The 26,818-nt window shown below is 62.9% G+C and carries 27 protein-coding genes and 1 pseudogene; 23 read left to right on the top strand and 5 right to left on the bottom strand.

Translation table 11 applies throughout. The annotated features are described in order from the left end of the window. Window positions 1-191 precede the first annotated feature (191 nt). Entirely contained in the window at window positions 192-1,994 is a 1,803-nt protein-coding gene (recJ, locus tag RT424_RS18635) for a single-stranded-DNA-specific exonuclease RecJ (protein ID WP_313441265.1), read from the bottom strand. 124 nt (window positions 1,995-2,118) lie between these two features. On the opposite strand from recJ, the gene RT424_RS18630 reads away from it, so the two are divergent. The 3 genes and pseudogenes from RT424_RS18630 to RT424_RS18620 form a co-directional block, all read left to right on the top strand. After that, on the top strand, window positions 2,119-2,547 hold the full coding sequence (locus tag RT424_RS18630; protein ID WP_313441263.1) for an NAD(P)H-dependent oxidoreductase: 429 nt from the start codon (window positions 2,119-2,121) through the stop codon (window positions 2,545-2,547). Window positions 2,548-2,645: 98 nt separating this feature from the next. Continuing rightward, window positions 2,646-3,434 (top strand): hypothetical protein, encoded by a 789-nt coding sequence (locus tag RT424_RS18625; RefSeq protein WP_313441260.1) that lies wholly within the window; start codon window positions 2,646-2,648, stop codon window positions 3,432-3,434. Window positions 3,435-3,476: 42 nt separating this feature from the next. After that, window positions 3,477-3,749, top strand: a pseudogene (locus RT424_RS18620) (AHH domain-containing protein); the annotation flags it as partial. A 218-nt stretch (window positions 3,750-3,967) separates the two neighbouring features. Here RT424_RS18620 and RT424_RS18615 read toward each other — a convergent pair. Then, entirely contained in the window at window positions 3,968-4,918 is a 951-nt protein-coding gene (locus tag RT424_RS18615; protein ID WP_313441258.1) for a nitronate monooxygenase family protein, read from the bottom strand. A gap of 191 nt (window positions 4,919-5,109) precedes the next feature. On the opposite strand from RT424_RS18615, the gene RT424_RS18610 reads away from it, so the two are divergent. Further along, window positions 5,110-6,285: a MaoC family dehydratase N-terminal domain-containing protein gene (locus RT424_RS18610; protein WP_313441256.1), complete on the top strand. Its 1,176-nt coding sequence runs from the start codon at window positions 5,110-5,112 to the stop codon at window positions 6,283-6,285. A 5-nt stretch (window positions 6,286-6,290) separates the two neighbouring features. Here RT424_RS18610 and RT424_RS18605 read toward each other — a convergent pair whose 3' ends face one another. Then, a complete protein-coding gene (locus tag RT424_RS18605) occupies window positions 6,291-6,788 on the bottom strand; it encodes a DUF805 domain-containing protein (protein WP_313441254.1) in 498 nt (165 codons plus the stop codon). Window positions 6,789-6,796: 8 nt separating this feature from the next. Next, entirely contained in the window at window positions 6,797-8,053 is a 1,257-nt protein-coding gene (locus RT424_RS18600) for an ammonium transporter (RefSeq protein WP_313441252.1), read from the bottom strand. A 271-nt stretch (window positions 8,054-8,324) separates the two neighbouring features. Between RT424_RS18600 and RT424_RS18595 the strand changes: the two genes are divergently transcribed. Next, the gene (locus RT424_RS18595) at window positions 8,325-8,792 is read left to right on the top strand and encodes an SH3 domain-containing protein (RefSeq protein ID WP_313441250.1); all 468 of its coding nucleotides are present in this window, start codon (window positions 8,325-8,327) and stop codon (window positions 8,790-8,792) included. 86 nt (window positions 8,793-8,878) lie between these two features. On the opposite strand, the gene RT424_RS18590 is transcribed toward RT424_RS18595, so the two are convergent. Beyond that, complete coding sequence (locus RT424_RS18590) at window positions 8,879-10,072, bottom strand: acetyl-CoA C-acyltransferase (protein WP_313441248.1); 1,194 nt, start codon at window positions 10,070-10,072, stop codon at window positions 8,879-8,881. Window positions 10,073-10,510: 438 nt separating this feature from the next. On the opposite strand from RT424_RS18590, the gene RT424_RS18585 reads away from it, so the two are divergent. From RT424_RS18585 to RT424_RS18500, 18 genes are all read left to right on the top strand, one after another. Continuing rightward, entirely contained in the window at window positions 10,511-10,885 is a 375-nt protein-coding gene (locus RT424_RS18585) for an NADH-quinone oxidoreductase subunit A (protein ID WP_313441246.1), read from the top strand. Continuing rightward, window positions 10,882-11,460, top strand: a complete 579-nt coding sequence (locus tag RT424_RS18580; protein ID WP_021234984.1) for a NuoB/complex I 20 kDa subunit family protein — start codon at window positions 10,882-10,884, stop codon at window positions 11,458-11,460. The genes RT424_RS18585 and RT424_RS18580 overlap by 4 nt, the downstream gene beginning before the upstream one ends. A gap of 7 nt (window positions 11,461-11,467) precedes the next feature. Beyond that, complete coding sequence (locus RT424_RS18575) at window positions 11,468-12,208, top strand: NADH-quinone oxidoreductase subunit C (RefSeq protein WP_313441242.1); 741 nt, start codon at window positions 11,468-11,470, stop codon at window positions 12,206-12,208. Further along, entirely contained in the window at window positions 12,205-13,416 is a 1,212-nt protein-coding gene (locus RT424_RS18570) for an NADH-quinone oxidoreductase subunit D (RefSeq protein ID WP_313441240.1), read from the top strand. Before RT424_RS18575 ends, RT424_RS18570 begins: the two co-directional genes overlap by 4 nt. Further along, complete coding sequence (locus RT424_RS18565; protein ID WP_313441238.1) at window positions 13,413-13,763, top strand: nuclear transport factor 2 family protein; 351 nt, start codon at window positions 13,413-13,415, stop codon at window positions 13,761-13,763. Before RT424_RS18570 ends, RT424_RS18565 begins: the two co-directional genes overlap by 4 nt. Window positions 13,764-13,774: 11 nt before the next feature. Further along, window positions 13,775-13,975 (top strand): hypothetical protein, encoded by a 201-nt coding sequence (locus RT424_RS18560; RefSeq protein WP_313441237.1) that lies wholly within the window; start codon window positions 13,775-13,777, stop codon window positions 13,973-13,975. Further along, window positions 13,968-14,636, top strand: a complete 669-nt coding sequence (locus RT424_RS18555; RefSeq protein WP_313441235.1) for an NAD(P)H-dependent oxidoreductase subunit E — start codon at window positions 13,968-13,970, stop codon at window positions 14,634-14,636. The genes RT424_RS18560 and RT424_RS18555 overlap by 8 nt, the downstream gene beginning before the upstream one ends. Continuing rightward, window positions 14,636-15,937, top strand: coding sequence for an NADH-quinone oxidoreductase subunit NuoF (nuoF, locus tag RT424_RS18550; RefSeq protein WP_313441233.1), 1,302 nt, complete (start codon window positions 14,636-14,638; stop codon window positions 15,935-15,937). The genes RT424_RS18555 and nuoF overlap by 1 nt, the downstream gene beginning before the upstream one ends. Next, entirely contained in the window at window positions 15,937-17,955 is a 2,019-nt protein-coding gene (nuoG, locus tag RT424_RS18545; protein WP_313441231.1) for an NADH-quinone oxidoreductase subunit NuoG, read from the top strand. Before nuoF ends, nuoG begins: the two co-directional genes overlap by 1 nt. Continuing rightward, window positions 17,952-18,998 (top strand): NADH-quinone oxidoreductase subunit NuoH, encoded by a 1,047-nt coding sequence (gene nuoH / locus RT424_RS18540; protein WP_313441229.1) that lies wholly within the window; start codon window positions 17,952-17,954, stop codon window positions 18,996-18,998. Before nuoG ends, nuoH begins: the two co-directional genes overlap by 4 nt. Next, a complete protein-coding gene (nuoI, locus tag RT424_RS18535) occupies window positions 18,995-19,480 on the top strand; it encodes an NADH-quinone oxidoreductase subunit NuoI (protein WP_086490631.1) in 486 nt (161 codons plus the stop codon). Before nuoH ends, nuoI begins: the two co-directional genes overlap by 4 nt. 12 nt (window positions 19,481-19,492) lie before the next feature. Continuing rightward, on the top strand, window positions 19,493-20,110 hold the full coding sequence (locus RT424_RS18530; RefSeq protein WP_313441227.1) for an NADH-quinone oxidoreductase subunit J: 618 nt from the start codon (window positions 19,493-19,495) through the stop codon (window positions 20,108-20,110). Continuing rightward, window positions 20,107-20,412, top strand: a complete 306-nt coding sequence (gene nuoK, locus RT424_RS18525) for an NADH-quinone oxidoreductase subunit NuoK (protein ID WP_054437643.1) — start codon at window positions 20,107-20,109, stop codon at window positions 20,410-20,412. Before RT424_RS18530 ends, nuoK begins: the two co-directional genes overlap by 4 nt. A gap of 4 nt (window positions 20,413-20,416) precedes the next feature. Beyond that, the gene (gene nuoL, locus RT424_RS18520) at window positions 20,417-22,534 is read left to right on the top strand and encodes an NADH-quinone oxidoreductase subunit L (protein ID WP_313441216.1); all 2,118 of its coding nucleotides are present in this window, start codon (window positions 20,417-20,419) and stop codon (window positions 22,532-22,534) included. Window positions 22,535-22,538: 4 nt separating this feature from the next. Next, window positions 22,539-24,074 (top strand): NADH-quinone oxidoreductase subunit M, encoded by a 1,536-nt coding sequence (locus RT424_RS18515; protein ID WP_313441214.1) that lies wholly within the window; start codon window positions 22,539-22,541, stop codon window positions 24,072-24,074. Further along, window positions 24,074-25,537: an NADH-quinone oxidoreductase subunit NuoN gene (nuoN, locus tag RT424_RS18510; RefSeq protein ID WP_313441212.1), complete on the top strand. Its 1,464-nt coding sequence runs from the start codon at window positions 24,074-24,076 to the stop codon at window positions 25,535-25,537. The genes RT424_RS18515 and nuoN overlap by 1 nt, the downstream gene beginning before the upstream one ends. Next, the gene (locus RT424_RS18505; protein ID WP_313441210.1) at window positions 25,534-26,250 is read left to right on the top strand and encodes a biotin--[acetyl-CoA-carboxylase] ligase; all 717 of its coding nucleotides are present in this window, start codon (window positions 25,534-25,536) and stop codon (window positions 26,248-26,250) included. The genes nuoN and RT424_RS18505 overlap by 4 nt, the downstream gene beginning before the upstream one ends. A gap of 10 nt (window positions 26,251-26,260) precedes the next feature. Beyond that, on the top strand, window positions 26,261-26,818 hold a 558-nt coding region (locus tag RT424_RS18500; protein WP_313441208.1), incomplete at its 3' end, for a type III pantothenate kinase.

Below are 26,818 nucleotides of genomic sequence, written 5' to 3'. Positions count from 1 at the left end.
CCCGTGTTTCAGCCGTGAAAGGGCCGCGTCCTAACCGCTAGACGAAGGGGCCGTACCGGGTTGCGCCGGAGGCAGGACCGGCCCTCTAGCGGGGGTCCGATGGGGGGTCAACCCCCTCATTGCGAATAATTTGAACTCTCTATGACATGCCTTGCAACGCCCGGGGCGACCGGTGCCAAAATTCGCAGATTTCAGGCTGCAAAGGCTGCGTCGTCGATGTGAAGTTCGGCCTGTGGGCGGCTGCCCCAGTCGTCGATCTTGGCACGTCCGGCCAGCCAGAGCCTGCGCCCTTGCGAGGCGTGCAGCAGGGCTTGCCCCATCTCCGTTTCCGCGGACCGGAAAGCCATGGCCTTGAAGCGGCCGCCATCCTGTCCTCCCACGATCAGGCGAACATGATCCGTACCGACGGTGTCCGCCTTGATGACGTGCACAGGCCCCACGGCGACGCGCGGTCCGGGCCAGCCCATGCCGAAAGGACCGGCACTTTCGAGCTTTTCTACAAGCTCCGGTGTCAATCCGCGAGGCGCCAGGGCCAGGTCCAGCAGCATCGACTGGCTGGCGCTGGCGCGGGACACTTCGGAGGCAAGGAGCGAGTCCAGCCATTCGGCGAGGGCATCGAGCTTGTCGGGCGACACGGTGAGGCCGGCGGCCATCGCGTGCCCGCCACCGGCAACCAGCAAGCCTGCCTGGCGGGCGGCGATGATGGCCGCGCCAAGATCGACGCCGGGAATCGAGCGGCCGGAACCCTTGCCGTTTCCAGTTTCGTCCGCATCCATGGCGATCACAAGCGTCGGTTTTCCGGTCTTTTCCTTGATTCGCCCTGCGACGATGCCGATCACCCCCGGATGCCACCCGGCCCCGGCAAGAACCATGACCGAGCGGTTGTGCTGGCGTTCGATCTGGGCTTCGGCCGCTTCCTGCACGACCTGCTCGATACCGCGTCGCTCGTCGTTGAGCCGTGAAAGTTGAGCGGCGATGCTCTGGGCCTCATCGGGGTCGGTCGTCGTCAACAGGCGCACACCGAGCGTGGCTTCTCCCACGCGGCCGCCGGCGTTGATGCGCGGCCCCAGAGCGAAACCGAGATCCGAACAGGTGGGTGCCCGGCTGAGGCGGCTTGCATCGATCAACGCGGCCATGCCGATGTTGTCGCGTCTGGCCATGACTTTGAGGCCCTGCGCCACGAGTGCCCGATTGAGGCCGTGCAATGCGGCAACGTCCGCCACCGTTCCCAGGGCGACGAGATCCAGCAGCGCGAAAAGATCGGGCTCGCGTCGGTTTTCGAAGAACCCCTGGCGGCGCAAGGTTCGCACCGTCGCTACCGCAAGCAGGAATGCGACGCCGACAGCAGCGAGATGGCCGTGTCCGGCTGCAATCTCGCTCTCGTCGAGGCGGTTGGGATTGACCAGTGCCGCGGCGCGCGGAAGCTCCGGTGCGCACTTGTGGTGATCCACCACGATTACATCGACGCCCGCGCCATGCGCCATCTCGAGCGCTTCATGCGCCATGGCGCCGCAATCGACGGTGACGATGAGGCTGGATCCTTCCCCTGCGATCCGCACGAGCGCCTCGCCGCTGGGGCCGTATCCTTCGAGTAGGCGGTCGGGGATGTAGTATTTCGCGTCGTGCCCGAGCCCCCGCAGAAGCAGGATCAGCAGGGCGGCACTGGTGGCGCCGTCGACGTCGTAATCTCCATAAACCGTCATCGTCTCGCCAGTCATCACGGCCTGGGCGAGCCGTTCCGCGGCAGCATCCATATCTCGGAACTCCGAGGGATCGGGCAGGAAGGCACGCAGCGAAGGAGAGCGATGGCGCTCCAGATCGTCGCGGGGAACGCCGCGAGACAGAAGGATCTGGGTGACGATGTCATCCTCCAGGCCCCCGGCACTCGCCGAAGCGCTTTCGGAAATGTCCATGTTGCCCCCACGCCAGCGCCAGGCCTTGCCGGTGAGGGAACGATCGATGCCGAATACGGAAGTAACATGTCGCGAAGCCATGGCGATCGGATTAGACTAAGCCGGGGGTCGGGAAAAGGTCGCGGGCGACATCAGCGCCGGACGGAGGGGAGAAGGGTCGATGTTGGCGATAATCTGGCACAGCCGCACCGGTGCATCGCGCACCATGGCGGCCGCTATTGCCGAGGGTGCGGGTGAACGGGCGGTACTGCTGACTGCCGCCGAATCCATGCCGGCGCTCTTGCTGGGCGCGGAGGGTTTTGTGTTCGTCTGTCCCGAAAACCTTGGAAGCATGTCCGGTCAGATGAAGGAAATGTTCGATCGTTGCTATTATCCCCTGCTCGGCCGTGTCGAAGGGCGACCTTACGCCACGGCAATCTCCGCCGGATCGGATGGCACAGGTGCCTGCTCTCAGATCGATCGCATCGTGACAGGCTGGCGGCTCCGGCGAATGGCGGAGCCATTGATCGTCAACCTGGGGGCGCAGACGCCGGAACAGATACGCTCCGAAAAGACCGTTTCGGAACATGACCTCGGGCTCTGTCGTGACCTGGGATCTACCTTTGCGGAAGGCTTGCGGATGGGCATTTTCTGAAGATGAAACCGTTTTGGTTGCATTAGTTAGCCAACGGACTCGACGTCGCTTCGGAAGTGCTGCCTTATCGTGGCGAGACAACGATAGAGCCGCAATCCTTGGAACAGACCCTTTCATGCCCAGTCATGCCTGATCAAGAGGCGCCCTCCGCCGTGCCAGGCAACGGCATATCGCTCTATTTCAGACCGGGGACTCGTCCTTCAACGGACGTCATCAGCGCCTTGATGGAGGCAATGGCGGATGCTGACATCATGGCGCGGATCACGCATCGGCCGCCGCCGCAGGAGGGCTGGCTTGAACTCATTGCCAGCGGTTTGACCTTCGATCTGACCGGGCTGACGCCTGCCAAGTCGGCCATTTCAGGTGATATCCTGCAATACCATGGCTTCGACGAGACGCCGAGCTGCGAAGAACTGGAAGTTGTCGAACTATCTCCTGGTGGTCATATCGCCGGAGGTTCGGGGCTGCTTCCGGTAAACAGGACGATGGCGGGGCTGGCGACCAGCCTGTCCCTGAAACTTCCGGTCGCGGCCATTGGCTGGCGATCCGCACAGACCCTGATGGAACCGCGTTACTTCGCACGGATCATCGTGAATTGGCTTGCAGGTGGCGCCTTCCCGGCGCTGGGCCTTACGGCTTTGCTACGCTCTGACGACGGAAGTATCTCAACCAAGGGATTGTCGCGGTTCGTCGGTCGGGAAATGCAGCTGGAAGGCGCCGTGGAAGAAACGCCTTCCGACACCTTGAAGCTGGCCATTCGCATGGTCGATTACCTCGTTCGGCAAGGTGCTTTTGCAGAATCTCGGGTGATTGATTCACCTCGGGGAAAGCTGCTGCTGGAGCCGTCCCAAGGTGGCAAGCAGGTCTGGGTTTGGCGACAACACTGATCTCCATTCCTTCCGCTGAGACAGTACCTTCCTTTTCGGGCCGTGAATCGTTCCGGTCAGCCGGATCACGATCGTGGATTGCAACGGCACCACCTGCTTCCGCTCCAGATCGGCCGCAGCGCCTGTTTTCAGCCGTTGATAGCGGCAATCGGCGGACTGCATGGTTGTTTTGGCGACTTTCGTCGCAATGGACTTCTGCTTCCCTGCGACGAAGACGCGGGGATACGCATGGGCCTGCCTCTGCATCGGGGGCCGCATCGCCAATATACGGCGATCGTATGCGAACGGGTTGGACAGATCGAGGCGCGATGGTCGTCGGACAGACGCATGAATGCGTCTCGCGCGAACGTCGAAGCGCGATGGCGAGTCGATCTGCTGCAGCGCGGGCTGCGACGCCTTCTGTTGGGGGGATCGGCCTCGGCCCCCCGCCTCAATCGCAACGATCCACTCAGAAGCGAACCCGACTTTGCGGAACTCGATGCAATGGCTGAAGTGCTGTGGCGCGGAACCGAGTGTCTTTCCAGCCCAGCCGCTCAATCCATGCCTGTACGTGCCCACAACTCGTTCCGGGCGGCACGATACTGCTCTTCAAATGCGGCAATGCGCGCTTCGACCGGCTCAACGGACCTGATTGCCCCGATTCCTTGTCCGGAGCCCCATATGTCCTTCCAGGCTTTGGCGGCGGTATTGCCACCTGATCCGAAGTCCATCTGGTTCTTGTCACCTTCCGGCAATCGGTCGGGATCCAGTCCGGCCGCCGTGATCGAGGCCCGCAGATAGTTGCCGTGAACGCCGGTGAAGAGGCTGGAATAGACGATGTCCGCCGCTTCGCCGTCGACAATTGCCTGTTTGTAGTTCGGGGCCGCGTTCGCTTCATTGGTGGCAATGAATGGAGTGCCGATATAGGCGAAATCCGCGCCCATGGCCTGTGCTGCCAGAATGGAACGGCCGCAGGCGATAGCGCCCGAAAGCGCCAGGGGGCCGTCGAACCAGGCGCGAATTTCCTGCATCAGCGCGAAGGGCGATTGTGGTCCCGCATGTCCGCCAGCACCCGCTGCCACCGCAATCAGCCCGTCAGCGCCCTTTTCAACCGCCTTGCGGGCGAAGCGATCGCTGATCACGTCATGGAACACCGCGCCGCCCCAGGAATGCACGGCAGCGTTAACCTCGGGAATGGCGCCAAGGGACGTGATCACCAGGGGAACTTTGTGCTTTTCCAGGATCAGAAGGTCTTCCTCAAGCCGGTTATTGCTTTTGTGCACAATCAGATTGACCGCGAAAGGGGCCCTGCAACCCACTGTTCCTGCTTCAATTTCATAGAGCCAATCGTCGAGTTGGCTGGCAGGGCGGGCGTTGAGTGCCGGGAAGCTGCCCACCACGCCGGACCGCACTTGCGCAATGACCAGTTCAGGCGTGGAAACAATGAACATGGGGGCTGCAATCACGGGAAGGCGCAAGGAAGCGAAGGGCGCTGGCAATGTCATTTCCGGTCCGTTTAAGTGATCGATTAAACAGGCATAGATGGCCGCTGGTATCCTGTCGAGAGGGGCGGCGTACCGCCGGAGCGTTGCCGGAGCATGTGCGTCGCAATGCGCGTGACCAGGACTGAACGCTGTAATAGACATCGGTGTCGATCATCAGAACGGCCCATGAGCCGTCCCCGGGAGAGAACCTCATGTCCGATCACGCCGTTGCCGAATTCGATTGCTCCGATATCGATCAGTATTTGGGGAAGGTCATCGACTCGTCGCCGATTCGCGAACCTTTGGCGAACAACGATATTCGCCGTTGGGCTCAGGCGATGCACTATCCGAACCTTCTGCATTTCGATCCTGCCTATGCGGGCCAGAGCCGCTTCGGTCGATTGGTGGCGCCACAGAGCTTTCCGATCGTCATGGATGACGGTCATGGCACGGCGCCTTCGTGTGTAGGCTGCATCCCCAATTCGCACCTGCTCTTCGGCGGAGACGAGTTCTGGCACTATGGACCGCGCGTTTTCGGCGGAGACGTGGTGACCAACGAACGCATTCCCTTCGACTACACCGTCAAGAATACTGGTTTCGGACCAACCTGCTTCCAGAGGGGGGACAACTATTATCGCAACCAGGCCGGCGAATTGATCGCAAAGCAGCGCTCCACAGCGATCCGCTATCTTGCGAATGCAGGCGGGGACACCGTCAACACGGCGGAGTTCGAGGAGCCGGAATGGACGGATAACGAACTGGAGCAACTGGAAGCCCGCAAGTTCGCCTGGATCCAGATGCTGCATGACCTGGGTCACAAGGAACGTTGGTGGGATGACGTCAAGGTAGGCGATCAGTTGCCCGAACGCGTGTTCGGCCCGCATACGATCGCCAGCTTCACGACGGAATGGCGAGCCTACCTGTTCACGACATGGGGCACGCTCGACCGCCGCGAAATCGACATGGCGGCGCTGGGCTTCACGCCGGAAATGGCGGGCCACGAGAACGATCCGCACATGGAGCGCATCAATCCGGAATTGACCGACGGTGCTTACTTCGGGCCCTCACGCGGACATCTTTTCCCCAAGTACGCGCGTAGGATCGGCATGCCGCGCGCTTATGGATACGGCGCTTCGATGGGGGCCTGGGTCACGGACTACCTGGGAGGCTGGGCCGGTGAATGGGGCATGGTCGTCCATTCCACTGCAAACTATCGCGGACCGGCGCTCTCCGGAGACGTGACCATCCAGACCGCCGAAGTGGTCGATACCATGGTGGATGAGGAACGACGTCACCTCGTGCAGGTGAAGCACAAGATGACGAACCAGAAAGGCACGCTGATGTGCGCGGGCGTGGCGGAGATCGCTCTGCCGAAGAAACCGATCTGATCGCCTTAGCGGGGCGCGGGACGATCGTCTCCTCGCCCCGTCACGGGCGGACCGAAGCGATTGGCTCCGGAGGAGCCCGGCCAGGCCAGGAGCGCCAGATAGGCCAAGCCGAAGGCTGGGAATATGGCCCAGTCGATCCAGTGGAGCACGTCTTCGGCCATTTCTCGGGCTCTCCACCCGAAACCTCGTTGCAGGATTTCGAGAATCAGGAGTCGCAGCGCCCCCGGAGCCAGTGCCAGGGTCCACCATCCGCTGCCGTTGAAGTCATGGAACCGGCGCGCTGCAAGGGCGGGTGCCGGAATGGCGCAGGCGATCACGACGCCAAGCGACAGCCAGTCCGCAAGCGGTGTTGCTGTCAGCGCGGAAACCATGCCTGACAGAAGCGTGGCGCAAAGAGTGGCCGCTAGGAGGTACGTCCAGGCTTCGCCGCGGTCAGCCCGACCCCGGGGTTGGAAGGAGAAGCCGAGAGTGTTTCGAAGGCTGTTGAAAGGGCGCGCCGTCATCAAGAGGATCAATCGTCGGAAGGATGATGAATGGTACTGTCGAGTCCGGCTCGTTCCGCGTCTTCCGACACGCGCATCGGAAACACCAGCGATGCCATCGACGCAATGATGGTCGTTACCACGGCGGACCAGCAGACGACCACCGCGATCCCAATGCCTTGAGCAAAAGCTTGACTTTGCAGTGACATGCCATCGTAATATCCCACACCTCCGAAGTCTCTCGACAGGAACACGGAGAGCATGAGCGATCCGACCGCGCCACAGATTCCAGGAACTGCGAAGACATTCGAAACGTCGTCGATGCGACGGTACCTGAGCATAAGCCGGCGCGTCTGATATCCCGTCAAGGCTCCGAGAATTCCAAAAAGGATCGCCGCCCCGGGCGATACATAGCCGGCAGCCGGCGCGATCGTGGCGATACCTGCCAGGATCCCGCTGGCTAGCCCGCCCAAGGTGACGCGGCCTGCGGTAAGTCGCTCGATACCGGCCCACGTCACGGCAGCGGCGGCTATGGCAACGTGAGCGGAAATCATGGCCGCCGCGGCATCGTCGTTGGCGGCTACGGCCCAGCCTCCACAAAGTCCAAGCGCGCCGAGCCATGCCAGTCCACCACCCGAAAGCATCGCGGCAGGGGAAGACGGCCGCCTTTCCGGGCACGGGAGTGCCAGCCTTGGGCCCATCATCGACACGACGACGAGAGCGGAAACGCCCGCGCTGGTGAATAGCGGCAATCCGCCGGCCCAGTCCAGAAGCCCGAGTTGGCGTGACATCCAGCCACCACCCCAGGCCCAGTGCGCGATCGGTGCCTGGACGACGATAGTCCACAGCGCGCAGAAGGTCACTACCCAGCCAAATCGAGCGCGCTCCGCCCAGGCGCCGACCATCAGGACGAGGGGGAGTGCGGCGACGCCGATCTGGAAAAGCGCGAATGCACTCTCCGGCGTAGTGGTTCCGCCCCGCACGTTGCCCAGTTCCATCAGCATCCATGCATTGCCTGCGCCGATCCACCCTCCGGAGATGTCACCGAATGCGAGGGTGTAGCCGACCATAGTCCAAAGCAGTGTCGCGACGGCGGAAATTGCAGCGGATTGGGCGAGGATGGAAAGCCTGCTGTTCGACCGAGCGCACCCCGCATGGAACAGGGCGAGGCCGGGAAGGGCAAGCGAAACGAGAGCGGCGGCTGCAAGCATCCAGGCGGTGTCGCCGCTATCCGCCACGTCCAGCCGGCCATCTTGCGCCATGAGGCGGCCAGGCATAGTCGCCATCGCGCCGAACATGGACAACCGTACCCATCGCCTCATCGATACCCCCCCGAGCCGGCCGCAACATGCCGTCTGCCGCAACCTCTAAGGCAGTCAAGCGACATGGCACAAGTGCTTGCCCCTACGCGATTATCCTTAGTAAATTTCGGATAGGCAATGGAATGCGCAGATGGAGCGCTCAGCTTCCACAATCGTGAAGCAGGAAATCTTGAAGGATTGGGCTGCTAGAGGATATGAAATGACGATGTTTTCTCGAAAAGCCCGACAGTCCCTGATGGCCGCTTGCGCAGCGGCGCTCTGCACTCTTGCCGGAGGCGTCCAGGCGGCGGACGACGACAAGGTTCCCTACTGGGCATCGGTGGATACCGATCTGGCCAACTTGCGCGTCGGGCCGGGCGAGTCCTACAGGATCGACTGGGTCTATCGCCGCCTCCACCTGCCGGTGAAAGTGCTCAGACGGGAAGGGCCGTGGCGACTCGTGGAAGATCCGGATGGGGCGAAGGGGTGGATGCGCGACTTGTTGCTGTCCCGCCAGCGCTCGGCACTGGTGAGAGGGCCGGGGGGTAAGGCTTTGACGGAAATGCACGCCGCTGCCAGTTCGGCCTCGCCCATGCTCTGGCGTATTCAGCCCGGAGTGGTCGGCATTCTGGGAGACTGCAAGGAGGGCTGGTGTCCCTTCGATGTCCAGGGGCACAAGGGTTTCGTCGAGCAGAGCATGCTATGGGGCGCAGGGGCTCCGTGAAGTCTTCACTTCAAAATCTTGAGACCTAAAGAAAAACCCCCGCCGGAGAAGGCGGGGGTTTCGTTCTTTTCATAAAGTGCGAGAGGTCAGGCCAGTTCGACTGCAATGGCGGTTGCCTCACCACCGCCGATGCACAGCGAAGCCACGCCCTTTTTCAAGCCCTTTTCCTTCAAGGCGTTGATGAGGGTGACGATGATGCGTGTGCCCGAAGCGCCGATGGGGTGACCGAGCGCGGTCGCGCCGCCATGGATGTTGACCTTGTCGTGCGGGATGCCAAGATCGTGCATGGCGAACATGGCCACGCAGGCAAAGGCTTCGTTCACCTCGAAGAGATCGACGTCGGCAAGCTGCCAGCCCACCTTGTCCATCAGCTTCGTGATCGCTCCGACGGGCGCGGTGGTGAACTTGGCGGGTTCCTGCGCGTGGGCAGCGACGCCGACGACGGTGGCGATGGGTGCGAGGCCCTTCTGGGCCGCGACGCTGGCGCGCGTCATGACGACGGCAGCGGCTCCGTCGGAGATCGAGCTGGAGCTTGCTGCGGTGATCGTGCCGTCCTTGGCAAAGGCCGCGCGCAGGGTGCGGATCTTGTCCGGATTGCCCTTCGGCGGCTGCTCGTCGCTGTCGATGACGACTTCACCCTTGCGGGTCTTGACGGTCACCGGGACGACCTCCTCCTTGAAGGCGCCGTTCTTGATCGCTTCCTGGGCGCGGCGAAGCGATTCGATCGAGTAGTCGTCCTGATTTTCGCGCGTCAGCTGATATTCGTCGGCCGTGACCTGGGCGAAGGAGCCCATCGAGCCGCCTTCGTAAGCGTCTTCAAGACCATCGAGGAACATGTGGTCGTAGAGGGTATCGTGACCGGCCCGCGCGCCTGAACGGTGCTTCTTCGACAGGTAGGGCGCATTGGTCATGGATTCCATGCCGCCGGCGATCAGCAGGTCGAGAGAACCGGAGGCAAGTGCTTCCGCGCCCATGATGACCGTCTGCATGCCCGAGCCGCAAACCTTGTTCACGGTGGTGGCCTGGACCGACTTCGGCAGACCGGCCTTGAGTGCGGCCTGGCGAGCAGGAGCCTGCCCCAGACCTGCGGGAAGCACGCAGCCCATATAGATGCGTTCGATGTCTTCACCCGAAACGCCGGCGCGCTCGACGGCGGCCTTGACGGCGGTGGCCCCGAGGTCGGTGGCCGAAACTTCGGCAAGGGCGCCTTGCAGGCCGCCCATGGGAGTGCGGGCGTAGGAAAGAATGACGATCGGGTCGGAAGCCGAGATCTGGGCCATTATTATGTTGCCTTTCACGCGTTGAAAATCAGGTATCCTGGCAAATCAGGTAGTGTTGCACTGCACCAATTGCAATTGAAGACTCCTTCATGCCGGAGCGGATCATGCATCATCCCCATGGCGGTTCGAGGGGGCGATCGGCGTCGATTTTCGCAACCCCAATGCCGAATCTTGCATCGGTGCCGGAATCGTCGATCTTCTCGTTGAAATCGGCTGACCTTCGGCGTTTTGCGGGTTTCGGCTTGATGCCATGCTGTAACGAAGCATGTCGTCGATCCAGCTTGTTGCGAATGGCTCGCAACACCGCAGAGTTCCGCCATTTATTCCCTTCGGACACCTTGCGGAGGGGGAGGGGCTGGCCTAAGAGCGCCCGCAACGACCGGGCCCAGTCTTCATGGCATGAGTCCGGCTGCCGTATCCGGTATGAGGCCAGAACCATTGACTGATCTGTCACAATACCTGCCGATCCTGATCTTCCTCGCGGTGGCGCTCGCGCTGTCGTCGGTGATCGTGCTGCTGCCGATGGGTGTTTCCCGCCTAACCGGCACGCATAATCCAAGCGCCGACAAGAACAGCGAGTACGAGTGCGGCTTCCCCGCCTTCGAAGATCCGCGCAGCCAGTTCGACGTTCGCTTCTATCTCGTGGCGATCCTTTTCATCGTCTTCGACCTTGAAGCCGCGTTCCTGTTCCCCTGGGCCGTTTCGCTCAAGCTGACCGGCTGGGCTGGATGGCTGACGATGATGGTGTTCCTCGGCGAACTGGCCATCGGCCTCGCCTATGCATGGAAGAAGGGAGCTCTGGACTGGGAATGAGCACGCTCGTGAACTCCGCCGGCCAGCCCCTGGCTGCCGCCGCTCACCCTGGAACGGCCCACGGCGCGATCACCGCGCCGGATCAGGCGTTCTTCAAGGATCTCAATCAGGAAGTGTCCGACAAGGGCTTCCTCGTCACATCGACGGAAGAGCTGTTCCAGTGGGCCCGCACGGGCTCGCTGTGGTGGATGACTTTCGGTCTCGCCTGTTGTGCGGTCGAGATGATCCACGTCAACATGCCGCGTTACGACATGGAGCGCTTCGGCGCCGCGCCTCGCGCCTCGCCGCGTCAGTCGGACGTGATGATCGTGGCCGGCACGCTGTGCAACAAGATGGCTCCGGCTCTGCGCAAGGTCTACGACCAGATGTCGGATCCGAAGTACGTGATCTCGATGGGGTCGTGCGCCAACGGCGGCGGCTACTATCACTACAGCTACAGCGTCGTGCGCGGCTGCGATCGCATCGTTCCGGTCGACATCTACGTGCCGGGCTGCCCTCCGACCGCGGAAGCGCTGCTCTATGGCGTGATGCAGTTGCAGCGCAAGATCCGCCGCGCCGGCACGCTCGAGAGGTAAGGGCACGATGACCGTTCTGCATTCCGCCCCCAGGTTCGCGTCGAACGACGGCGTGATCGAGGCTCTCTCGGCTGCTTTGGGCGACATGGTGGTCGCGACCAAGGAAGAGCACGGCGAAGTCGTGCTCACCGTCGCGCGCGACCAGATCGAAAACGCCCTGCGCCTGCTGCGTGACCATCACGAATACCAGCAGCTCATGGAAATGGCCGGTGTCGACTATCCGTCGCGGGCCGAGCGTTTCGACGTCGTCTACATGCTGCTGTCGGTGACGAAGAACCATCGCATCATGGTGAAGGTTTCGGCCGCCGAGAACACGCCGGTGCCGACTGTGACCACGCTGTGGCCGAACGCGGGCTGGCTCGAGCGCGAAGTGTTCGACATGTACGGCGTGATCTTCGCCGGCAATCGCGATCTTCGCCGCATCCTGACCGACTACGGCTTCGAAGGCCATCCGTTCCGCAAGGACTTCCCGCTCACCGGTTACGTCGAGCTGCGCTATTCCGAAGAGGACAAGCGCGTCGTCTACGAGCCGGTCCAGCTCGCGCAGGATCTGCGCCAGTTCGATTTCATGAGCCCTTGGGAAGGCGCCGAATATATCCTTCCGGGTGACGAGAAGGTTGCACAGCAACCCGCGCCGCCGCCGGTCGCCGAGCCCAAGACCACCGACAGCAAGGCCGAGACCGGCGCCGGTGACAAGGCAAACGACAAGGCGAGCGAAAAGACGTCCGAGAAGGGAGACAAGGCATGAGCATGCTGCTCGAGCAGTCGCCCACCACGGGCGATGAAGTCATCACCAACTACACGATCAACTTCGGTCCGCAGCACCCCGCGGCCCACGGCGTTCTGCGCATGGTCATGGAACTCGATGGCGAGATCATCGAGCGCATCGATCCGCACGTCGGCCTGCTGCATCGCGGCACCGAGAAGCTCATCGAGCACAAGACCTACCTTCAGGCGCTGCCCTATTTCGACCGTCTGGACTATTGCTCGCCGCTGGGCATGGAGCATTCCTACGTCCTGGCGATCGAGAAGCTGCTCAACCTCGAAGTGCCGATCCGCGGCCAGTACCTGCGCGTGCTGTTCGCCGAGCTGACCCGCATCTGCAACCACATGATGAACATGGGGTCGCACATCATGGATATCGGCGCGATGACGCCGAACCTGTGGCTGTTCGAGGTCCGTGAGGATTGCCTCAACTTCTTCGAGCGCGCTTCGGGCGCCCGCATGCACTCGGCATGGTTCCGCCCCGGCGGCGTCCATCAGGACGTGCCGCTCAAGCTGTTGGCCGATATCGCCGACTGGCTCGACACGCGCCTGCCGGAACTGTTCGAGGATGCCCTCAGCCTCGTTGCGGACAACCGCATCTTCAAGCAGCGCAACGTCGATATCGCCACGGTGTCGAAGGACGACGCGCTGGCCTGGGGCTTCTCCGGACCGATGCTGCGCGGCTCGGGCATCGCCTGGGATATCCGCAAGGCGCAGCCCTACGACGTCTATGATCGCATGGACTTCGAGGTTCCCGTCGGCACCAGCGGCGATTGCTACGATCGCTTCATGTGCCGTGCCGAGGAAGTGCGGCAGTCTGCCCGCATCATGAAGCAGTGCCTCGCCGAAATGCCGGAAGGCCCTGTGGCTTCCACCGACCGCAAGGTCTCGCCTCCGAAGCGCGGCGAGATGAAGCAGTCGATGGAATCGCTGATCCATCACTTCAAGCTCTACACCGAAGGCTTCCACGTTCCGGCGGGCGAAGTCTACGTCGCCACGGAAAGCCCCAAGGGCGAGTTCGGCGTCTATCTGGTATCGGACGGCTCCAACAAGCCTTACCGCTGCAAGATCCGCCCGACTGCCTTCAGCCATCTGCAGGCGATGGACTTCATGTCCAAGGGCCACATGCTGCCTGACGCCACCGCGATCCTGGGGGCCATGGACATCGTGTTCGGGGAGTGCGACCGTTGAGCAAGCTCGCAATCGCCGAGGCCATGATCGCCGCCTACAACGCGCAGGACGTCGACCTCTACGTGTCTTACATGACCGACGAGGCGAGCGAGGCGAACTATCGCGGCGCCGTCGTTCGCGAGGGCAAGGAAGGTACGCGTTCCGGGCTCAAAACGGCATTCGCCCGCTGGCCCGAGAACAAGGCCGAGATCGTCTCGCGCGAGGAAACCGACAACTACGTCGTCCTTCGCGAGCACGTCACGCGTGGCCCGGCAACCGATGGTTCCGAGCTGGTCGCGCCTTTCGATGTACTGGCTGTCTACAGCTTCGAGGGCGACAAGTGCTCTCGCGTCGAGTTCATCCGGTGAGGGGGCGTCAGATGAAGTTCAACACGCTCGAACTGACCCGCATCTGGGCCGCCGTCACCGGCGTGGCTCTGGCGGTTTGGTACTTCGCCGCCGTCTATCTCGATCTCCAGCCCACGGCCTTGCTGCCGATGCTGGTGACCGCGATCGGCGGTTTCGAATTGTTTCTTTTCGGCCAGGACCAGTGGCTGAAGCGCAGGGGTAAGCATGGCTGACCGCTATATCGAACCCGATTCGCCCGAACTTCGGGCCCGTTGGGGCAATTTCGCCTGGACCGCCGAGAACGCCGAAAAGGCGAAGGACGTCGTGTCCCGCTATCCGGCAGGGCGCCAGCGCTCGGCCGTGATGCCGCTGCTCGATCTGGCCCAGCGCCAGGTCGGTGCCGAGCTGAACACGCAGGGCTGGCTGCCGATTCCGGTGATGGAGTATATCGCCGCCTATCTCGACATGCCGGTAATCCGCGTCGTCGAGGTCGCGTCGTTCTACACAATGTACAACATCGCGCCGATCGGCCGCTTCCACGTGCAGGTTTGCGGCACCACGCCGTGCATGCTGCGTGGTTCGGACGACCTGCTGGAAACCTGCAAGTCGCGCGGCATGAAGAAGGGCCACATCTCGGAAGACGGCTTGTGGTCGTTCACCGAAGTCGAGTGCATGGGCAACTGCGCCTCGGCCCCGATGGTCCAGATCAACGACGACAACTACGAAGACCTCACGTCGGACCGCCTGAACGCGGTGCTCGACGCGCTGGCGCGTGGTGAAACGCCGAAGGCCGGCACCCAGGATCCCGCCCGTCACACCGTCGAACCGGTGGGCGAGCCTACCAATCTGGCGGCGATGATCACCGAAAACCATGACTATCGGAGTGAGTGGTAATGGCTCTCCTCGATAAGGATCGCATCTTCACCAACCTCTACGGCTATCAGCCGTGGAACCTGAAGGAAGCGCAGGCGCGCGGTGCCTGGGACAACACCAAGGCGCTGATCGAACGCGGCCGCGACGCCATCATCGACGAGATGAAGGCTTCCGGTCTGCGCGGTCGCGGCGGTGCGGGCTTCCCGACCGGCATGAAGTGGTCCTTCATGCCCAAGCAGCCGCCGCTCGACCAGGCAGGCAACCCGAAGCCCAGCTTCCTCGTGATCAACGCGGACGAATCCGAACCGGGTTCGTGCAAGGATCGCGAGATCATGCGCCACGATCCGCACCTCCTGTTCGAAGGCGCGCTGGTCGCGGGCTTCGCCATGGGCGCGCGCGCGGCCTACATCTACATTCGCGGTGAATATATCCGCGAGGCAGAGACGCTGTTCGCCGCGCGTGAAGAGGCTTACGCAGCCGGCCTTCTCGGCAAGAACGCTTGCGGTTCGGGCTACGACTTCGACGTCTTCGTCCACCGCGGTGCCGGCGCCTACATCTGCGGCGAAGAAACCGCGATGATCGAAAGCCTCGAAGGCAAGAAGGGCCAGCCCCGCCTGAAGCCGCCGTTTCCGGCCGGTGCAGGCCTCTACGGCTGCCCGACCACGGTCAACAACGTGGAATCGATCGCCGTCGCGCCGACCATCCTGCGCCGCGGCGCCTCGTGGTTCTCCAGCTTCGGCCGCGAGAACAACAAGGGCACCAAGCTCTTCCAGATCAGCGGGCACGTGAATCGTCCCTGTGTGGTCGAGGAAGAGATGTCGATCCCGTTCAGCGAACTGATCGAGCGTCACTGCGGCGGCATTCGCGGCGGCAAGGACAACCTGCTGGCGGTGATCCCCGGCGGTTCGTCGGTTCCCCTGGTTCCGGCTGCCGACATCTGGGACGCGCCGATGGACTTCGACGGCCTGAAGGCGGTCGGTTCGGGCCTCGGTACTGCCGCCGTCATCGTCATGGACAAGTCCACCGACATCGTCCGCGCCATCAGCCGCATCTCGTACTTCTACAAGCACGAATCCTGCGGCCAGTGCACGCCCTGCCGCGAAGGCACGGGCTGGATGTGGCGCGTGATGGAGCGCCTGCGCACCGGCGACGCGGAAGTCGAGGAAATCGACATGCTGCAGCAGGTGACCAAGCAGGTCGAAGGCCACACCATCTGTGCTCTGGGCGACGCTGCGGCGTGGCCGATCCAGGGCCTGATCCGTCATTTCCGTCCGGAGCTTGAGCGCCGGATCGCCGAAAACGTCCGCGAGGCTGCCGAGTAATGCCCAAGGTCAAAGTCGACGGCGTCGAGATCGACGTCCCCAACGGCGCAACCGTGCTGCAGGCCTGCGAGCTTGCCGGCAAGGAAATCCCGCGCTTCTGCTATCACGAACGCCTGAGCATCGCCGGCAACTGCCGCATGTGCCTGGTCGAGGTGAAGCCCGGACCGCCCAAGCCCCAGGCTTCCTGCGCGCTGCCGGCCACTGAAGGCCAGGAAATCCGCACGGATTCCGAAATGGTCAAGAAGGCGCGGGAAGGGGTGATGGAGTTCCTCCTGATCAACCACCCGCTCGACTGCCCGATCTGCGATCAGGGCGGCGAGTGCGACCTTCAGGACCAGTCGGTGGCCTATGGTCGCGGCGCTTCACGCTATGACGAAAACAAGCGCGCGGTCACTGAAAAGTACATGGGCCCGCTCATCAAGACCCAGATGACGCGCTGCATCCACTGCACCCGTTGCGTGCGTTTCTCGGAAGAGATCGCCGGCGTGGACGAGATCGGCGCGCTCTATCGCGGCGAAAACATGCAGATCACGACCTATCTCGAACATGCTGCGAAGCACGAGATGTCGGCCAACGTGATCGACTTGTGCCCGGTCGGCGCGCTTACCTCGCGTCCCTACGCCTTCGAGGCCCGTCCCTGGGAACTCAAGAAGACGCTGGGCATCGATGTGTCGGACGCTACCGGCGCCAACATCCGCATCGATGCGCGCGGCCGCGAAGTGCTGCGCGTGCTTCCTCGTAACAACGACGACGTCAACGAGGAATGGATCAGCGACAAGGCGCGCTACATGGTCGACGGGCTTACCAAGCGCCGTCTCGACAAGCCTTTCCTGCGCCGTGACGGCAAGCTCGTCACGGCCAGTTGGAACGAGGCTTTTGCCGCCATCGCCACGCTGAACCCGGGGAATTCGATCGCTGTCGTCGCGGGCGACATGGTCGATTGCGAAACCATGTTCGCTGCCAAGAAGCTGGCCGGCGTGCTCGGTTCGACGCTCATCGAAGGTCGTCAGACCGGGATGGACTATGCCACGGAGAATCTCGCGGCAGTCAACTTCAACACGACCTTCTCCGGCATCGAGACCGCCGACGCGATCCTGATCGCCGGCAGCAACGTGCGCTGGGAAGCCCCGCTGCTCAACGTCCGCCTGCGCAAGGCGGTGAAGCGCGGCGCCAAGGTGTTCCTCGTCGGTCCCGAGTGGGAAACCACTTTCGGCGGCGAGTTCCTCGGGGAAGATCTCTCGGTCCTCGGCAATCTGCCGCAGAACGTCGCCGATGCGCTGTCGAACGCGAAGCGCCCGGCGGTCATCCTTGGCGGAGCGGCGCTCGGCCGTGGCGGTCTGGAAGCGGGCCTCGCGCTCGCTGCCCAGTTCAACCTCGTGCGCGATCTTGAAGACGGCACCAAGTGGAACGGCTTCAACGTCCTCCACATGGCGGCAGCCCGCATGGGTGGCCTGATGCTCGGTTACGCGCAGAAGGGCGGCATCGCCGACCTCGTCGCGGCCAAGCCCAAGGTTCTCATCGCCCTCGGCGCCGACGAGGTGGACTACACCCAGTTCGCCGGTTCGATGATCGTCTACATCGGTCACCACGGCGACAAGGGCGCCCACGCGGCGGACGTGATCCTGCCGGCTTCGGCCTATACCGAGAAGGCGGGCACCTACGTCAACACCGAAGGTCGCGTGCAGTGGGCGGACAAGGCCGTCTTCGCACCGGGCGACGCCCGTGAAGACTGGACGATCCTGCGCGCACTGGCCGATGCCTTCGGCGTGACCGTTGGCTTCGACACTTTCGATCAGCTGCGAAACGCAATGATCGCGGAAGTTCCTGCACTTGGCAGCGAAGGTCTTGCCGATTACGGGAGCGTTCTGCCGAACGGTGGCGGTTCCGCTTCCGGCCAGATCGCCTATCCGATCAAGGACTTCTACATGACCAACCCGATCGCCCGTGCGAGCGCCGTCATGCAGCGCTGCTCGGCCGAACTTCTTCACGGTGAAGACCTGGCGGAGGCCGCGGAATGACCGCTTTCTTCCAGACACTCGGGATGAGCTACGAGTGGGCATGGTTCGTGTCCACGATCTGCGGCATCCTGCTCATCGCGCTGCCGCTGATGCTGGCCGTCGCCATGATCATCTATGTCGACCGCAAGATCTGGGCGGCCATGGCGCTTCGCCGCGGTCCCAACGTGGTCGGCCCATTCGGTCTGCTCCAGTCCTTCGCTGACGGTCTGAAGGTCTTCCTTCAGGAAACCATCATTCCTTCGGCGGCGAACAAGGGCCTGTTCCTGATCGCGCCGATCGTGACCTTCACGCTTGCGCTGCTGTCCTGGGCGGTGATCCCGTTCAACTCGGGCGCGATCCTGGCCGACATCAACATCGGGCTGCTCTACATCCTCGCGATCAGTTCGCTGGGTGTCTACGGTACGATCATGGCGGGCTGGGCTTCGAACTCGAAGTACCCGTTCTTCTCGGCGATGCGCGCCTCGGCGCAGATGATCTCTTATGAAGTCTCGATCGGCTTCATCCTGATCTGCGTCGTTCTCTGGGCGGGCACGTTCAACATGAACGACATCGTCTGGGCGCAAAAGGGCCACGTCTTCGGCATCATCAACGGTTTCGTCGCGAACCCGCTGCTGTTCCCGATGTGGGTGATGTTCCTGATTTCGAGCCTCGCGGAAACGCAGCGCGCCCCCTTCGACCTTGCCGAAGCGGAATCGGAACTCGTCGCCGGTTACCAGACCGAATATTCGTCGATGGCCTTCGCCGCCTACTGGCTGGGCGAATATGCCAACGTGCTCCTGATGTGCGCGCTCAATGCGACGCTGTTCTGGGGTGGCTGGCTGCCGCCGCTCGATATTCCCGTTCTCTATCTCGTGCCGGGCTTCGTTTGGTTCCTGCTCAAGATCCTCTTCTTCTTCTTCGTGTTCAGCTGGGTAAAGGCCACCGTTCCGCGGTATCGCTACGACCAGCTGATGCGCCTGGGCTGGAAGGTCTTCCTGCCCGTATCGCTGCTGTTCGTCGTAATCGTCAGCGGCTACCTCATGGCTACCGGACACTTCCAATGACCGTCGGACAACTCATAAAGAGCTTCACGCTCTGGGAGTTCGTGAAGGCGCACTGGCTGACCTTGAAGTATTTCTTCAAGCCCAAGGCGACGATCAACTACCCCTTCGAGAAGAACCCGCTTTCGCCGCGCTTCCGTGGTGAGCATGCCCTTCGCCGTTATCCCAACGGCGAGGAGCGCTGCATCGCCTGCAAGTTGTGCGAGGCGATCTGCCCGGCGCAGGCGATCACGATCGAGGCCGCGCCGCGTACCGACGGTTCGCGCCGCACCACGCGCTACGACATCGATATGACGAAGTGCATCTACTGCGGCTTCTGCCAGGAAGCCTGCCCGGTGGACGCCATCGTCGAGGGGCCGAACTTCGAATATGCGACCGAAACGCGCGAAGAGCTGCTCTATGACAAAGCCAAGCTGCTGGCGAACGGGGACAAGTGGGAGCGTGCGATCGCCGCGAACCTTGAAGCCGACGCACCGTACCGATAGGGGGCCGCGGACATGATCCAGACTTTCGCCTTCTACCTTTTCGCGGTGCTCACGATCGCTTCTGCGGCCGCCACCATCCTTTCCCGCAACCCGGTGCATTCGGTGCTGTTCCTGATCCTGGCGTTCTTCAACGCCGCCGGGCTCATGATGCTGACCGGCGCCGAGTTCATCGCCATGCTGCTGATCATCGTCTACGTCGGCGCGGTCGCGGTGCTGTTCCTCTTCGTCGTCATGATGCTCGACATCGACTTCGCCGAACTGCGCGCAGGCTTCATCAAGAACTTCCCGCTCGGCATGCTGGTAGCCGTCGTGCTGCTCGCCGAGATGGTGCTCGGCATCGGTGCCTACAAGGCCGGCGCCCTGAACCTCGGCACGCCCGACGGTACGGCGGCTACCCCGGCCGGAGCCTCGAACATCGAGGCCATCGGCGGCCTGATGTACAGCCGCTACCTGTTCCTGTTCGAAGCTGCCGGCCTGATCCTGCTCGTTGCGATGGTTGGCGCCATCGTCCTAACCCATCGCCAGCGTGGCGACACGCGCGGCCAGAAGGTCAGCAAGCAGGTCGCTCGTCGTCCCGAAGAGGCAACCGTCAACGTCAAGCCCGAAGTGGGCAAGGGGGTTTCGCTGTGATCGGCGTCGAACATTACGTGGTCGTGAGCTCGATCCTCTTCGTGCTCGGCGTCCTCGGCATCTTCCTCAACCGCAAGAACGTCATCGTTCTGCTCATGGCGATCGAACTGATCCTGCTTGCGGTCAACATCAACCTCGTCGCGTTCAGCGCGTTCCTGCACGACCTCACGGGCCAGATCTTCGCGATGTTCGTGCTGACGGTCGCTGCCGGCGAGGCCGCAGTGGGGCTCGCAATCCTCGTGATCTATTTCCGCGGACGCGGCAGCATCGCTGTCGACGACGTCAACCGGATGAAGGGATAAGGCCTTGCACCCGATCCTATTCATCGTCTTCCTGCCGTTACTGGCAGCGATTATCGCCGGGCTGGGCAACAAGCAGCTGGGCAACGTTCCCGCAAAGGTCTTGACGACCGGCGCGCTGTTCGTTGCCTGTGCGCTGAGCTGGCCGATCTTCATCGGTTTCCTCACCGGAAACGCCGAAGCCAGCGTCGTGCCGGTCCTGAAGTGGGTCCAGTCGGGCGCCATGACCTGGGACTGGTCGCTGCGGGTGGACTCGCTCACGGCGGTCATGCTGGTGGTCGTCACTTCGGTTTCCGCGCTCGTTCACCTCTATTCCTGGGGCTACATGAGCGAGGAGCCGGATCAGCCGCGCTTCTTCGCATACCTGTCGCTGTTCACTTTCGCCATGCTCATGCTGGTGACCGCGGATAACCTGGTGCAGATGTTCTTCGGTTGGGAAGGCGTTGGCTTGGCCTCGTATCTCCTGATCGGCTTCTGGTTCCGCAAGCCTTCGGCCGGTGCCGCCGCGATCAAGGCCTTCGTGGTCAACCGCGTCGGTGACCTTGGCTTCATGCTCGGTATCTTCGGCTGCTTCCTGGTGTTTGGCACCGTCTCGATCCCCGAGATCCTGGCCGCCGCGCCCAGCATGGCCGGTTCGACGATCGGCTTCCTCGGCCACCGCTTCGACACAATGACCGTGATCTGCATCCTCCTGTTCATCGGTGCGATGGGTAAGTCGGCGCAGCTCGGGCTGCACACCTGGCTCCCGGACGCGATGGAAGGCCCGACCCCGGTTTCGGCGCTGATCCACGCGGCAACCATGGTCACCGCGGGCGTCTTCATGGTTTGCCGCCTGTCGCCGCTGTTCGAAACCAGCGAGACGGCGATGCACTTCATCGCCTTCATCGGTGCCTGCACCTGCTTCTTCGCCGCTACCGTCGGCTGCACGCAGTGGGACATCAAGCGCGTCATCGCCTATTCGACCTGTTCGCAGCTCGGCTACATGTTCTTCGCCACTGGCGTCGGCGCCTATGGCGCGGCCATGTTCCACCTGTTCACGCACGCTTTCTTCAAGGCGCTGCTGTTCCTCGGTGCGGGCTCGGTCATCCATGCGATGCACCACGAGCAGGACATGCGCTTCTATGGCGCGCTGCGTAAGCACATCCCGATCACCTTCTGGACGATGACGGCGGGTACGCTGGCCATCACCGGCGTGGGTATCGCGGGCTTCGTGGGCTTCGCAGGTTTCTACTCGAAGGATGCGATCCTCGAGGCCGCGTTCGGTTCGGGCACGGCAGTGGGCGGTTTCGCCTTCTGGATGGGCATCGCCGCCGCGCTGATGACCAGCTTCTACTCCTGGCGCCTGGTCTTCCTGACGTTCTTCGGCAAGCCGCGCTGGATCCAGTCGGAGCACATCCAGCACGCCGTCCACGACGCGCACGGCCACGGGCATGACGATCACGGCCATGACGATCATGCCCATGATGCCCATGCTCATGACGACCATGCCGATGATGCGCATGCCCATGCCGCACCCGAACTCGGTTCGCGCGGCCCGGACTACACGCAGCACGGCGACGGCACGGGCGGATACCATCCGCACGAAAGCCCGCTGGTCATGCTGCTGCCGCTGCTGATCCTCTCGATCGGTGCCGTCGCTGCGGGCTTCGTCTTCAACCACGCCTTCGTCTCGGAAGGGACCGGCGAATTCTGGAAGGGCGCTCTGGTGTTCCACGAACACCTGATCCACGCGATGCATGGCGTGCCGACCTGGGTGAAGTGGGCACCGTTCACCGTGATGTCGCTGGGCCTGCTGATCGCATGGTACGGCTACATCAAGAACCTCTCGTTCCCCAAGGCAGTCGCCGAGCAACTCGGACCGGTCTACACTTTCGTGTTCCGCAAGTGGATGTTCGACGAACTCTACCACAACATCTTCGTTCGCCCGGCCTTCTGGCTCGGCAAGGTGTTCTGGAAGGTCCTGGATATCGGCGTGATCGACAAGTTCGGTCCCGACGGTGCCGCCTGGGTCGTCGCCAGGGGTTCGACTTACGCGCAGAAGGTCCAGTCGGGCTATCTGTACAGCTACGCTCTTGTCATGCTGCTGGGCCTTGTCGGCGCCATCAGCTGGGTGATCGCGGGATAAGATGATGAGTGGTTTTCCGATCCTCAGTCTGATGTTGCTGGTGCCGCTCGCGGCGGCACTGGCATGTCTCTACCTTGATGCCAAATCGGCACGCACGGTGGCGCTTCTCGCCACCCTTGCGAACCTTGCCCTTGGCGTCGTCCTCTGGCTCAACTTCGATGTCGGCGGTGCGCAGTGGCAGTTCCAGGAACGGCACGAGCTGTTCTCGGGCTTCTCCTACGCCCTTGGTATCGACGGTATCGCGCTGCTCCTGATCGAGCTTTCCGTCTTCCTCATGCCGATCTGTATCGGCGCGAGCTGGAACTCGATCGAGAAGCGCGTTGGCGAATACATGGCGGCGTTCCTGCTCGTCGAAACGCTGATGATCGGCGTCTTCACGGCCCAGGATATCTTCCTGTTCTACATGTTCTTCGAAGCCGGCCTTATTCCGATGTACCTGATCATCGGCATCTGGGGCGGCGCGGATCGCATCTACGCCTCGTACAAGTTCTTCCTCTACACGTTGCTCGGCTCGGTGCTGATGCTCGTGGCGATGCTGTGGATGGTCCACACCGCCGGCACGACCTTCATCCCGACGCTCATGAGCTATGCCTTCGATCCGCAGGTCCAGACCTGGCTGTGGCTCGCCTTCTTCGCCAGCTTTGCGGTGAAGATGCCGATGTGGCCGGTTCACACCTGGCTTCCGGCGGCGCACGTTCAGGCGCCGACCGCAGGCTCGGTGATCCTGGCAGGCGTGCTGCTGAAGATGGGTGGCTACGGCTTCATCCGCTTCTCGCTGCCGATGTTCCCCGAAGCCTCGGCCTACTTCGCGCCGCTGGTCTGGGGCCTGTCGATGGCCGCCGTCGTCATCACCTCGCTCATCGCGCTGGTGCAGGACGACATGAAGAAGCTGATCGCCTACTCGTCGGTCGCGCATATGGCCGTCGTGACCATCGGTCTCTTCGCTTTCAACGTGCAGGGCCTCGAAGGGTCGATGCTGGTCATGCTCAGCCACGGACTTGTTTCGGGCGCGCTGTTCCTCTGCGTGGGCATCATCTACGATCGCCTGCACACCCGCGAGATCAGCCGCTACGGCGGTCTTGCCATCAACATGCCGCGTTACGCGCTGTTCTTCCTGCTCTTCACGATGGCCTCGATCGGCCTTCCGGGCACCAGCGGTTTCGTCGGCGAATTCCTGAGCCTTGGCGGTATCTACCAGGCATCGAGCTGGACGGCGCTGATCTGCACCACCGGCATCATCCTGGGCGCTGCCTACATGCTCTACCTCTATCGCCGTGTCGTCTTTGGCGACCAGAAGAATGCCGATGCCGCCGCCATGGCCGACCTCGACCTGCGTGAATACCTGATGGTGATCCCGCTCGGCCTCGCGGTGCTGTGGATGGGCGTCTATCCCGAGAGCTTCATTGCTCCGATGCGCGCAGACATTGCCGCGCTCGACGCCCGGCTCGCTCGCGCAAAGCCGGAAGGAGACGCCAAGTTGGCCATGGGCAAGGAAAAGCCTGCACATGAAGAAGCAGCCGCGCATGAGGGGGCACACTGATGGACTGGTCACAGTCGCTGCGCCTGATCGCGCCGGAAGAAACGCTTAGCGTTGCAAGCCTGGTCTTGCTCCTTGTCGCCGCCTGGGGCGGTGACAAGGCGGCGAAGCTGATCTCCGTTCTCGCCGTGGCGGCGCTCGTCGCCGCCGGCATCCTCGTGGCTCCCGCGCTTTGCGGCGGTGCGATGGGTGCCGAAACTTCGGCCTTCTTCGGCCAATATCGTGCCGATGCCTTCGCGTCCTACGCCAAGATCCTCATCTATCTCTCGGCGGCAGTGTCGCTGGTGGTGGCGCCGGCCTATTTCGACCGCTTCAAGGCGATGCGGGCGGAGTATCCGGTCCTTGTGCTGCTGGCCTCGATCGGCATGGGCATGATGGTCTCGGCCACCGACCTGCTGACGCTCTACATCGGCCTCGAGATGAACTCGCTCGCGGCTTACGTCCTGGCGGCGTTCCTGCGTACCGACGGTCGTTCGGCGGAAGCGGGCCTCAAGTACTTCGTACTGGGCGCGCTGGCCTCGGGCATCCTGCTCTTCGGCATGAGCCTGACCTATGGCTTCGCGGGAACGACCTCGTTCGCGGGTATCAGTGCCTCGATGGCGCAGGGCCTCTCGAACGGCGCGCTGTTCGGTATCGTCTTCGTCTTCGCCGGTCTTGCCTTCAAGATCAGCGCGGTTCCGTTCCACATGTGGACCCCGGACGTCTACGAAGGCGCGCCGACCCCGGTGACCACGCTCTTCGCCACGGCTCCGAAGGTCGCCGCGATGGCCCTGACCATGCGCGTCGCCATCGAGGCCTTCGGTGACCAGGCTGCGGCCTGGCAGCAGATCGTGGTCTTCGCCGCGCTCGCCTCGATCGTCGTCGGTGCCCTTGGCGCCATCGGTCAGACGAACATCAAGCGCCTGATGGCCTACTCGTCGATCAACAACGTCGGCTTCATGCTCGTCGGTCTCGCCGTGGCGACGCCGCAGGGTGTCTCGGCCATGCTGTTCTACCTCGCGATCTACGTCGCGATGTCGGCCGGCGGTTTCGCCGTGATCCTGATGATGAAGGACGCGGACGGTAACCCGGTCGAGGATCTCGCCAAGATGGCTGGTCTGTCGCGCACGCGCCCGGGCCTCGCCCTGGCGCTCGCGATGGTCATGTTCAGCCTTGCCGGTATCCCGCCGATGTTCGGTTTCTGGGGCAAGTTCCTGGTCTTCAAGGCAGCTGTCGACGGCGGCATGATCGCTCTGGCGGCGATCGGCTTCGCGGCCTCGGTGATCGGCGCCTTCTACTATCTGAAGGTCGTCAAGGTCGTCTATTTCGACGAACCGGCCGACGTGGTGAAGGGTGAAAGCGACGTCTGGCACAAGCTGATCCTGGTGCTGTCATGCATCGTGATCTCGCCGCTCGGCTTCCTGCTGACCAAGTGGCTCGGCCACCTGAGCGAGACGGCTGCGGCCGCACTCTACTCCGGCCTTTGATAGAAGTCGTCGAAGAGACCGCTTCGACCAACGCGGACCTTTCCCGGCGCCTCGGCGCCGGGGAGGGCCTGGCGGAAGGTTTCTGGCTGCGAGCGGTCAGGCAGAGCGCCGGGCGCGGTCGTCGCGGTCGCCAATGGTCCTCGCCCGAGGGCAATCTCTATGCCAGCACCGTCGTCGCGCTGAGAGCAAACGACCCCTCTGTCCATACCCTGGCATTCGTTGCGGCGCTGGCGGTACACGACCTCATGCTGTCGCAACTGCCGCCCGAGGCGGATTGCCAGCTGAAGTGGCCCAACGATGTGCTTGTCGGCGGCGCCAAGATTTGCGGTATCCTGCTGGAACGCGCGGGCGATCATGTCATCGTCGGTATCGGCGTGAACGTGGTTAGCGCGCCCGATCTTCCCGACCGCGCGACGGTTTCGATCCGCACCGCCAATCCCGATAACGACAACGACGCGCAGGCCGTTCTGGAAGCGCTGGCCGGCTGTCTGACCGAGCGTCTCGCGCAGTGGCGCCGGGAGGGACTGGCGGCGACGCTGGCCGACTGGACCCGTCATGCCCACCCGCCGGGAACGCCGTTGCTGGTCACGCTGGATGACGAGGGGCTGGTGCCCGGCGCTTTCGCCGGGCTTGACCCGGACGGAGCATTGCGCTTGCGTCTGGCCGACGGGTCCCTACGTGTCGTCCACGCCGGTGACGTTTCGCTCGCCTGAAGGAAAGTCCATGCTGCTTGCCATCGATGCCGGCAACACCAATGTCGTCTTCGCGCTGTTCGAGGGCCGCACCTTGCGCGGTCGCTGGCGCATCGCCACCGATCCCCGCCGCACAGGCGACGAGTACGCGGTCTGGCTCATGCAGCTCCTCTCGATCCGCGGCGTCGCGGCGGAGGAGATAGACCGGATCATCATCTCCACGGTAGTGCCGCGCGCGCTCCACAATCTGGAGATACTTTGCCGCCATTATTTCGACGTCGAGCCGCTCGTGGCGGGCGTCGGCAAGGCGGACTATGCCATCGACATAGATGTCGATCAGCCCAAATCGCTGGGCGCCGACCGTGCCGTCAACGCCATCGCCGCGCATGAACGCCATGGCGGCGATCTGATCGTGGTCGATTTCGGCACCGCGACGACGTTCGACGTGGTAGACTACAACGGCGCCTACAAGGGCGGGATCATCGCGCCGGGCATCAACCTCTCGCTGGACGCGCTGGTGGGCAATACCGCCAAGCTGCCGCGCATCGCCATTGCCGTTCCCGCCAGCAAGAGCGTGATCGGCCGCAAT

It is taken from the genome of Novosphingobium sp. (assembly GCF_032093395.1).
GTDB lineage: Bacteria > Pseudomonadota > Alphaproteobacteria > Sphingomonadales > Sphingomonadaceae > Novosphingobium.
The sequence above is the reverse complement of the archived record's forward strand: the minus strand, read 5'-3'. Positions and strand labels throughout refer to the sequence as shown.

Excerpts from the sequence above, each read along its gene's own strand:
- recJ (WP_313441265.1), bottom strand. The coding sequence starts at position 1,994 with ATGGCTTCGCGACATGTTACTTCCGTATTCGGCATCGATCGTTCCCTC.
- RT424_RS18630 (WP_313441263.1), top strand. The coding sequence starts at position 2,119 with ATGGCGGCCGCTATTGCCGAGGGTGCGGGTGAACGGGCGGTACTGCTG.
- RT424_RS18615 (WP_313441258.1), bottom strand. The coding sequence starts at position 4,918 with ATGACATTGCCAGCGCCCTTCGCTTCCTTGCGCCTTCCCGTGATTGCA.
- RT424_RS18610 (WP_313441256.1), top strand. The coding sequence starts at position 5,110 with ATGTCCGATCACGCCGTTGCCGAATTCGATTGCTCCGATATCGATCAG.
- RT424_RS18605 (WP_313441254.1), bottom strand. The coding sequence starts at position 6,788 with ATGACGGCGCGCCCTTTCAACAGCCTTCGAAACACTCTCGGCTTCTCC.
- RT424_RS18600 (WP_313441252.1), bottom strand. The coding sequence starts at position 8,053 with ATGGCGACTATGCCTGGCCGCCTCATGGCGCAAGATGGCCGGCTGGAC.
- RT424_RS18595 (WP_313441250.1), top strand. The coding sequence starts at position 8,325 with ATGGCCGCTTGCGCAGCGGCGCTCTGCACTCTTGCCGGAGGCGTCCAG.
- RT424_RS18590 (WP_313441248.1), bottom strand. The coding sequence starts at position 10,072 with ATGGCCCAGATCTCGGCTTCCGACCCGATCGTCATTCTTTCCTACGCC.
- RT424_RS18580 (WP_021234984.1), top strand. The coding sequence starts at position 10,882 with ATGAGCACGCTCGTGAACTCCGCCGGCCAGCCCCTGGCTGCCGCCGCT.
- RT424_RS18575 (WP_313441242.1), top strand. The coding sequence starts at position 11,468 with ATGACCGTTCTGCATTCCGCCCCCAGGTTCGCGTCGAACGACGGCGTG.
- RT424_RS18570 (WP_313441240.1), top strand. The coding sequence starts at position 12,205 with ATGAGCATGCTGCTCGAGCAGTCGCCCACCACGGGCGATGAAGTCATC.
- RT424_RS18560 (WP_313441237.1), top strand. The coding sequence starts at position 13,775 with ATGAAGTTCAACACGCTCGAACTGACCCGCATCTGGGCCGCCGTCACC.
- RT424_RS18555 (WP_313441235.1), top strand. The coding sequence starts at position 13,968 with ATGGCTGACCGCTATATCGAACCCGATTCGCCCGAACTTCGGGCCCGT.
- nuoF (WP_313441233.1), top strand. The coding sequence starts at position 14,636 with ATGGCTCTCCTCGATAAGGATCGCATCTTCACCAACCTCTACGGCTAT.
- nuoG (WP_313441231.1), top strand. The coding sequence starts at position 15,937 with ATGCCCAAGGTCAAAGTCGACGGCGTCGAGATCGACGTCCCCAACGGC.
- nuoH (WP_313441229.1), top strand. The coding sequence starts at position 17,952 with ATGACCGCTTTCTTCCAGACACTCGGGATGAGCTACGAGTGGGCATGG.
- nuoI (WP_086490631.1), top strand. The coding sequence starts at position 18,995 with ATGACCGTCGGACAACTCATAAAGAGCTTCACGCTCTGGGAGTTCGTG.
- RT424_RS18530 (WP_313441227.1), top strand. The coding sequence starts at position 19,493 with ATGATCCAGACTTTCGCCTTCTACCTTTTCGCGGTGCTCACGATCGCT.
- RT424_RS18515 (WP_313441214.1), top strand. The coding sequence starts at position 22,539 with ATGAGTGGTTTTCCGATCCTCAGTCTGATGTTGCTGGTGCCGCTCGCG.
- nuoN (WP_313441212.1), top strand. The coding sequence starts at position 24,074 with ATGGACTGGTCACAGTCGCTGCGCCTGATCGCGCCGGAAGAAACGCTT.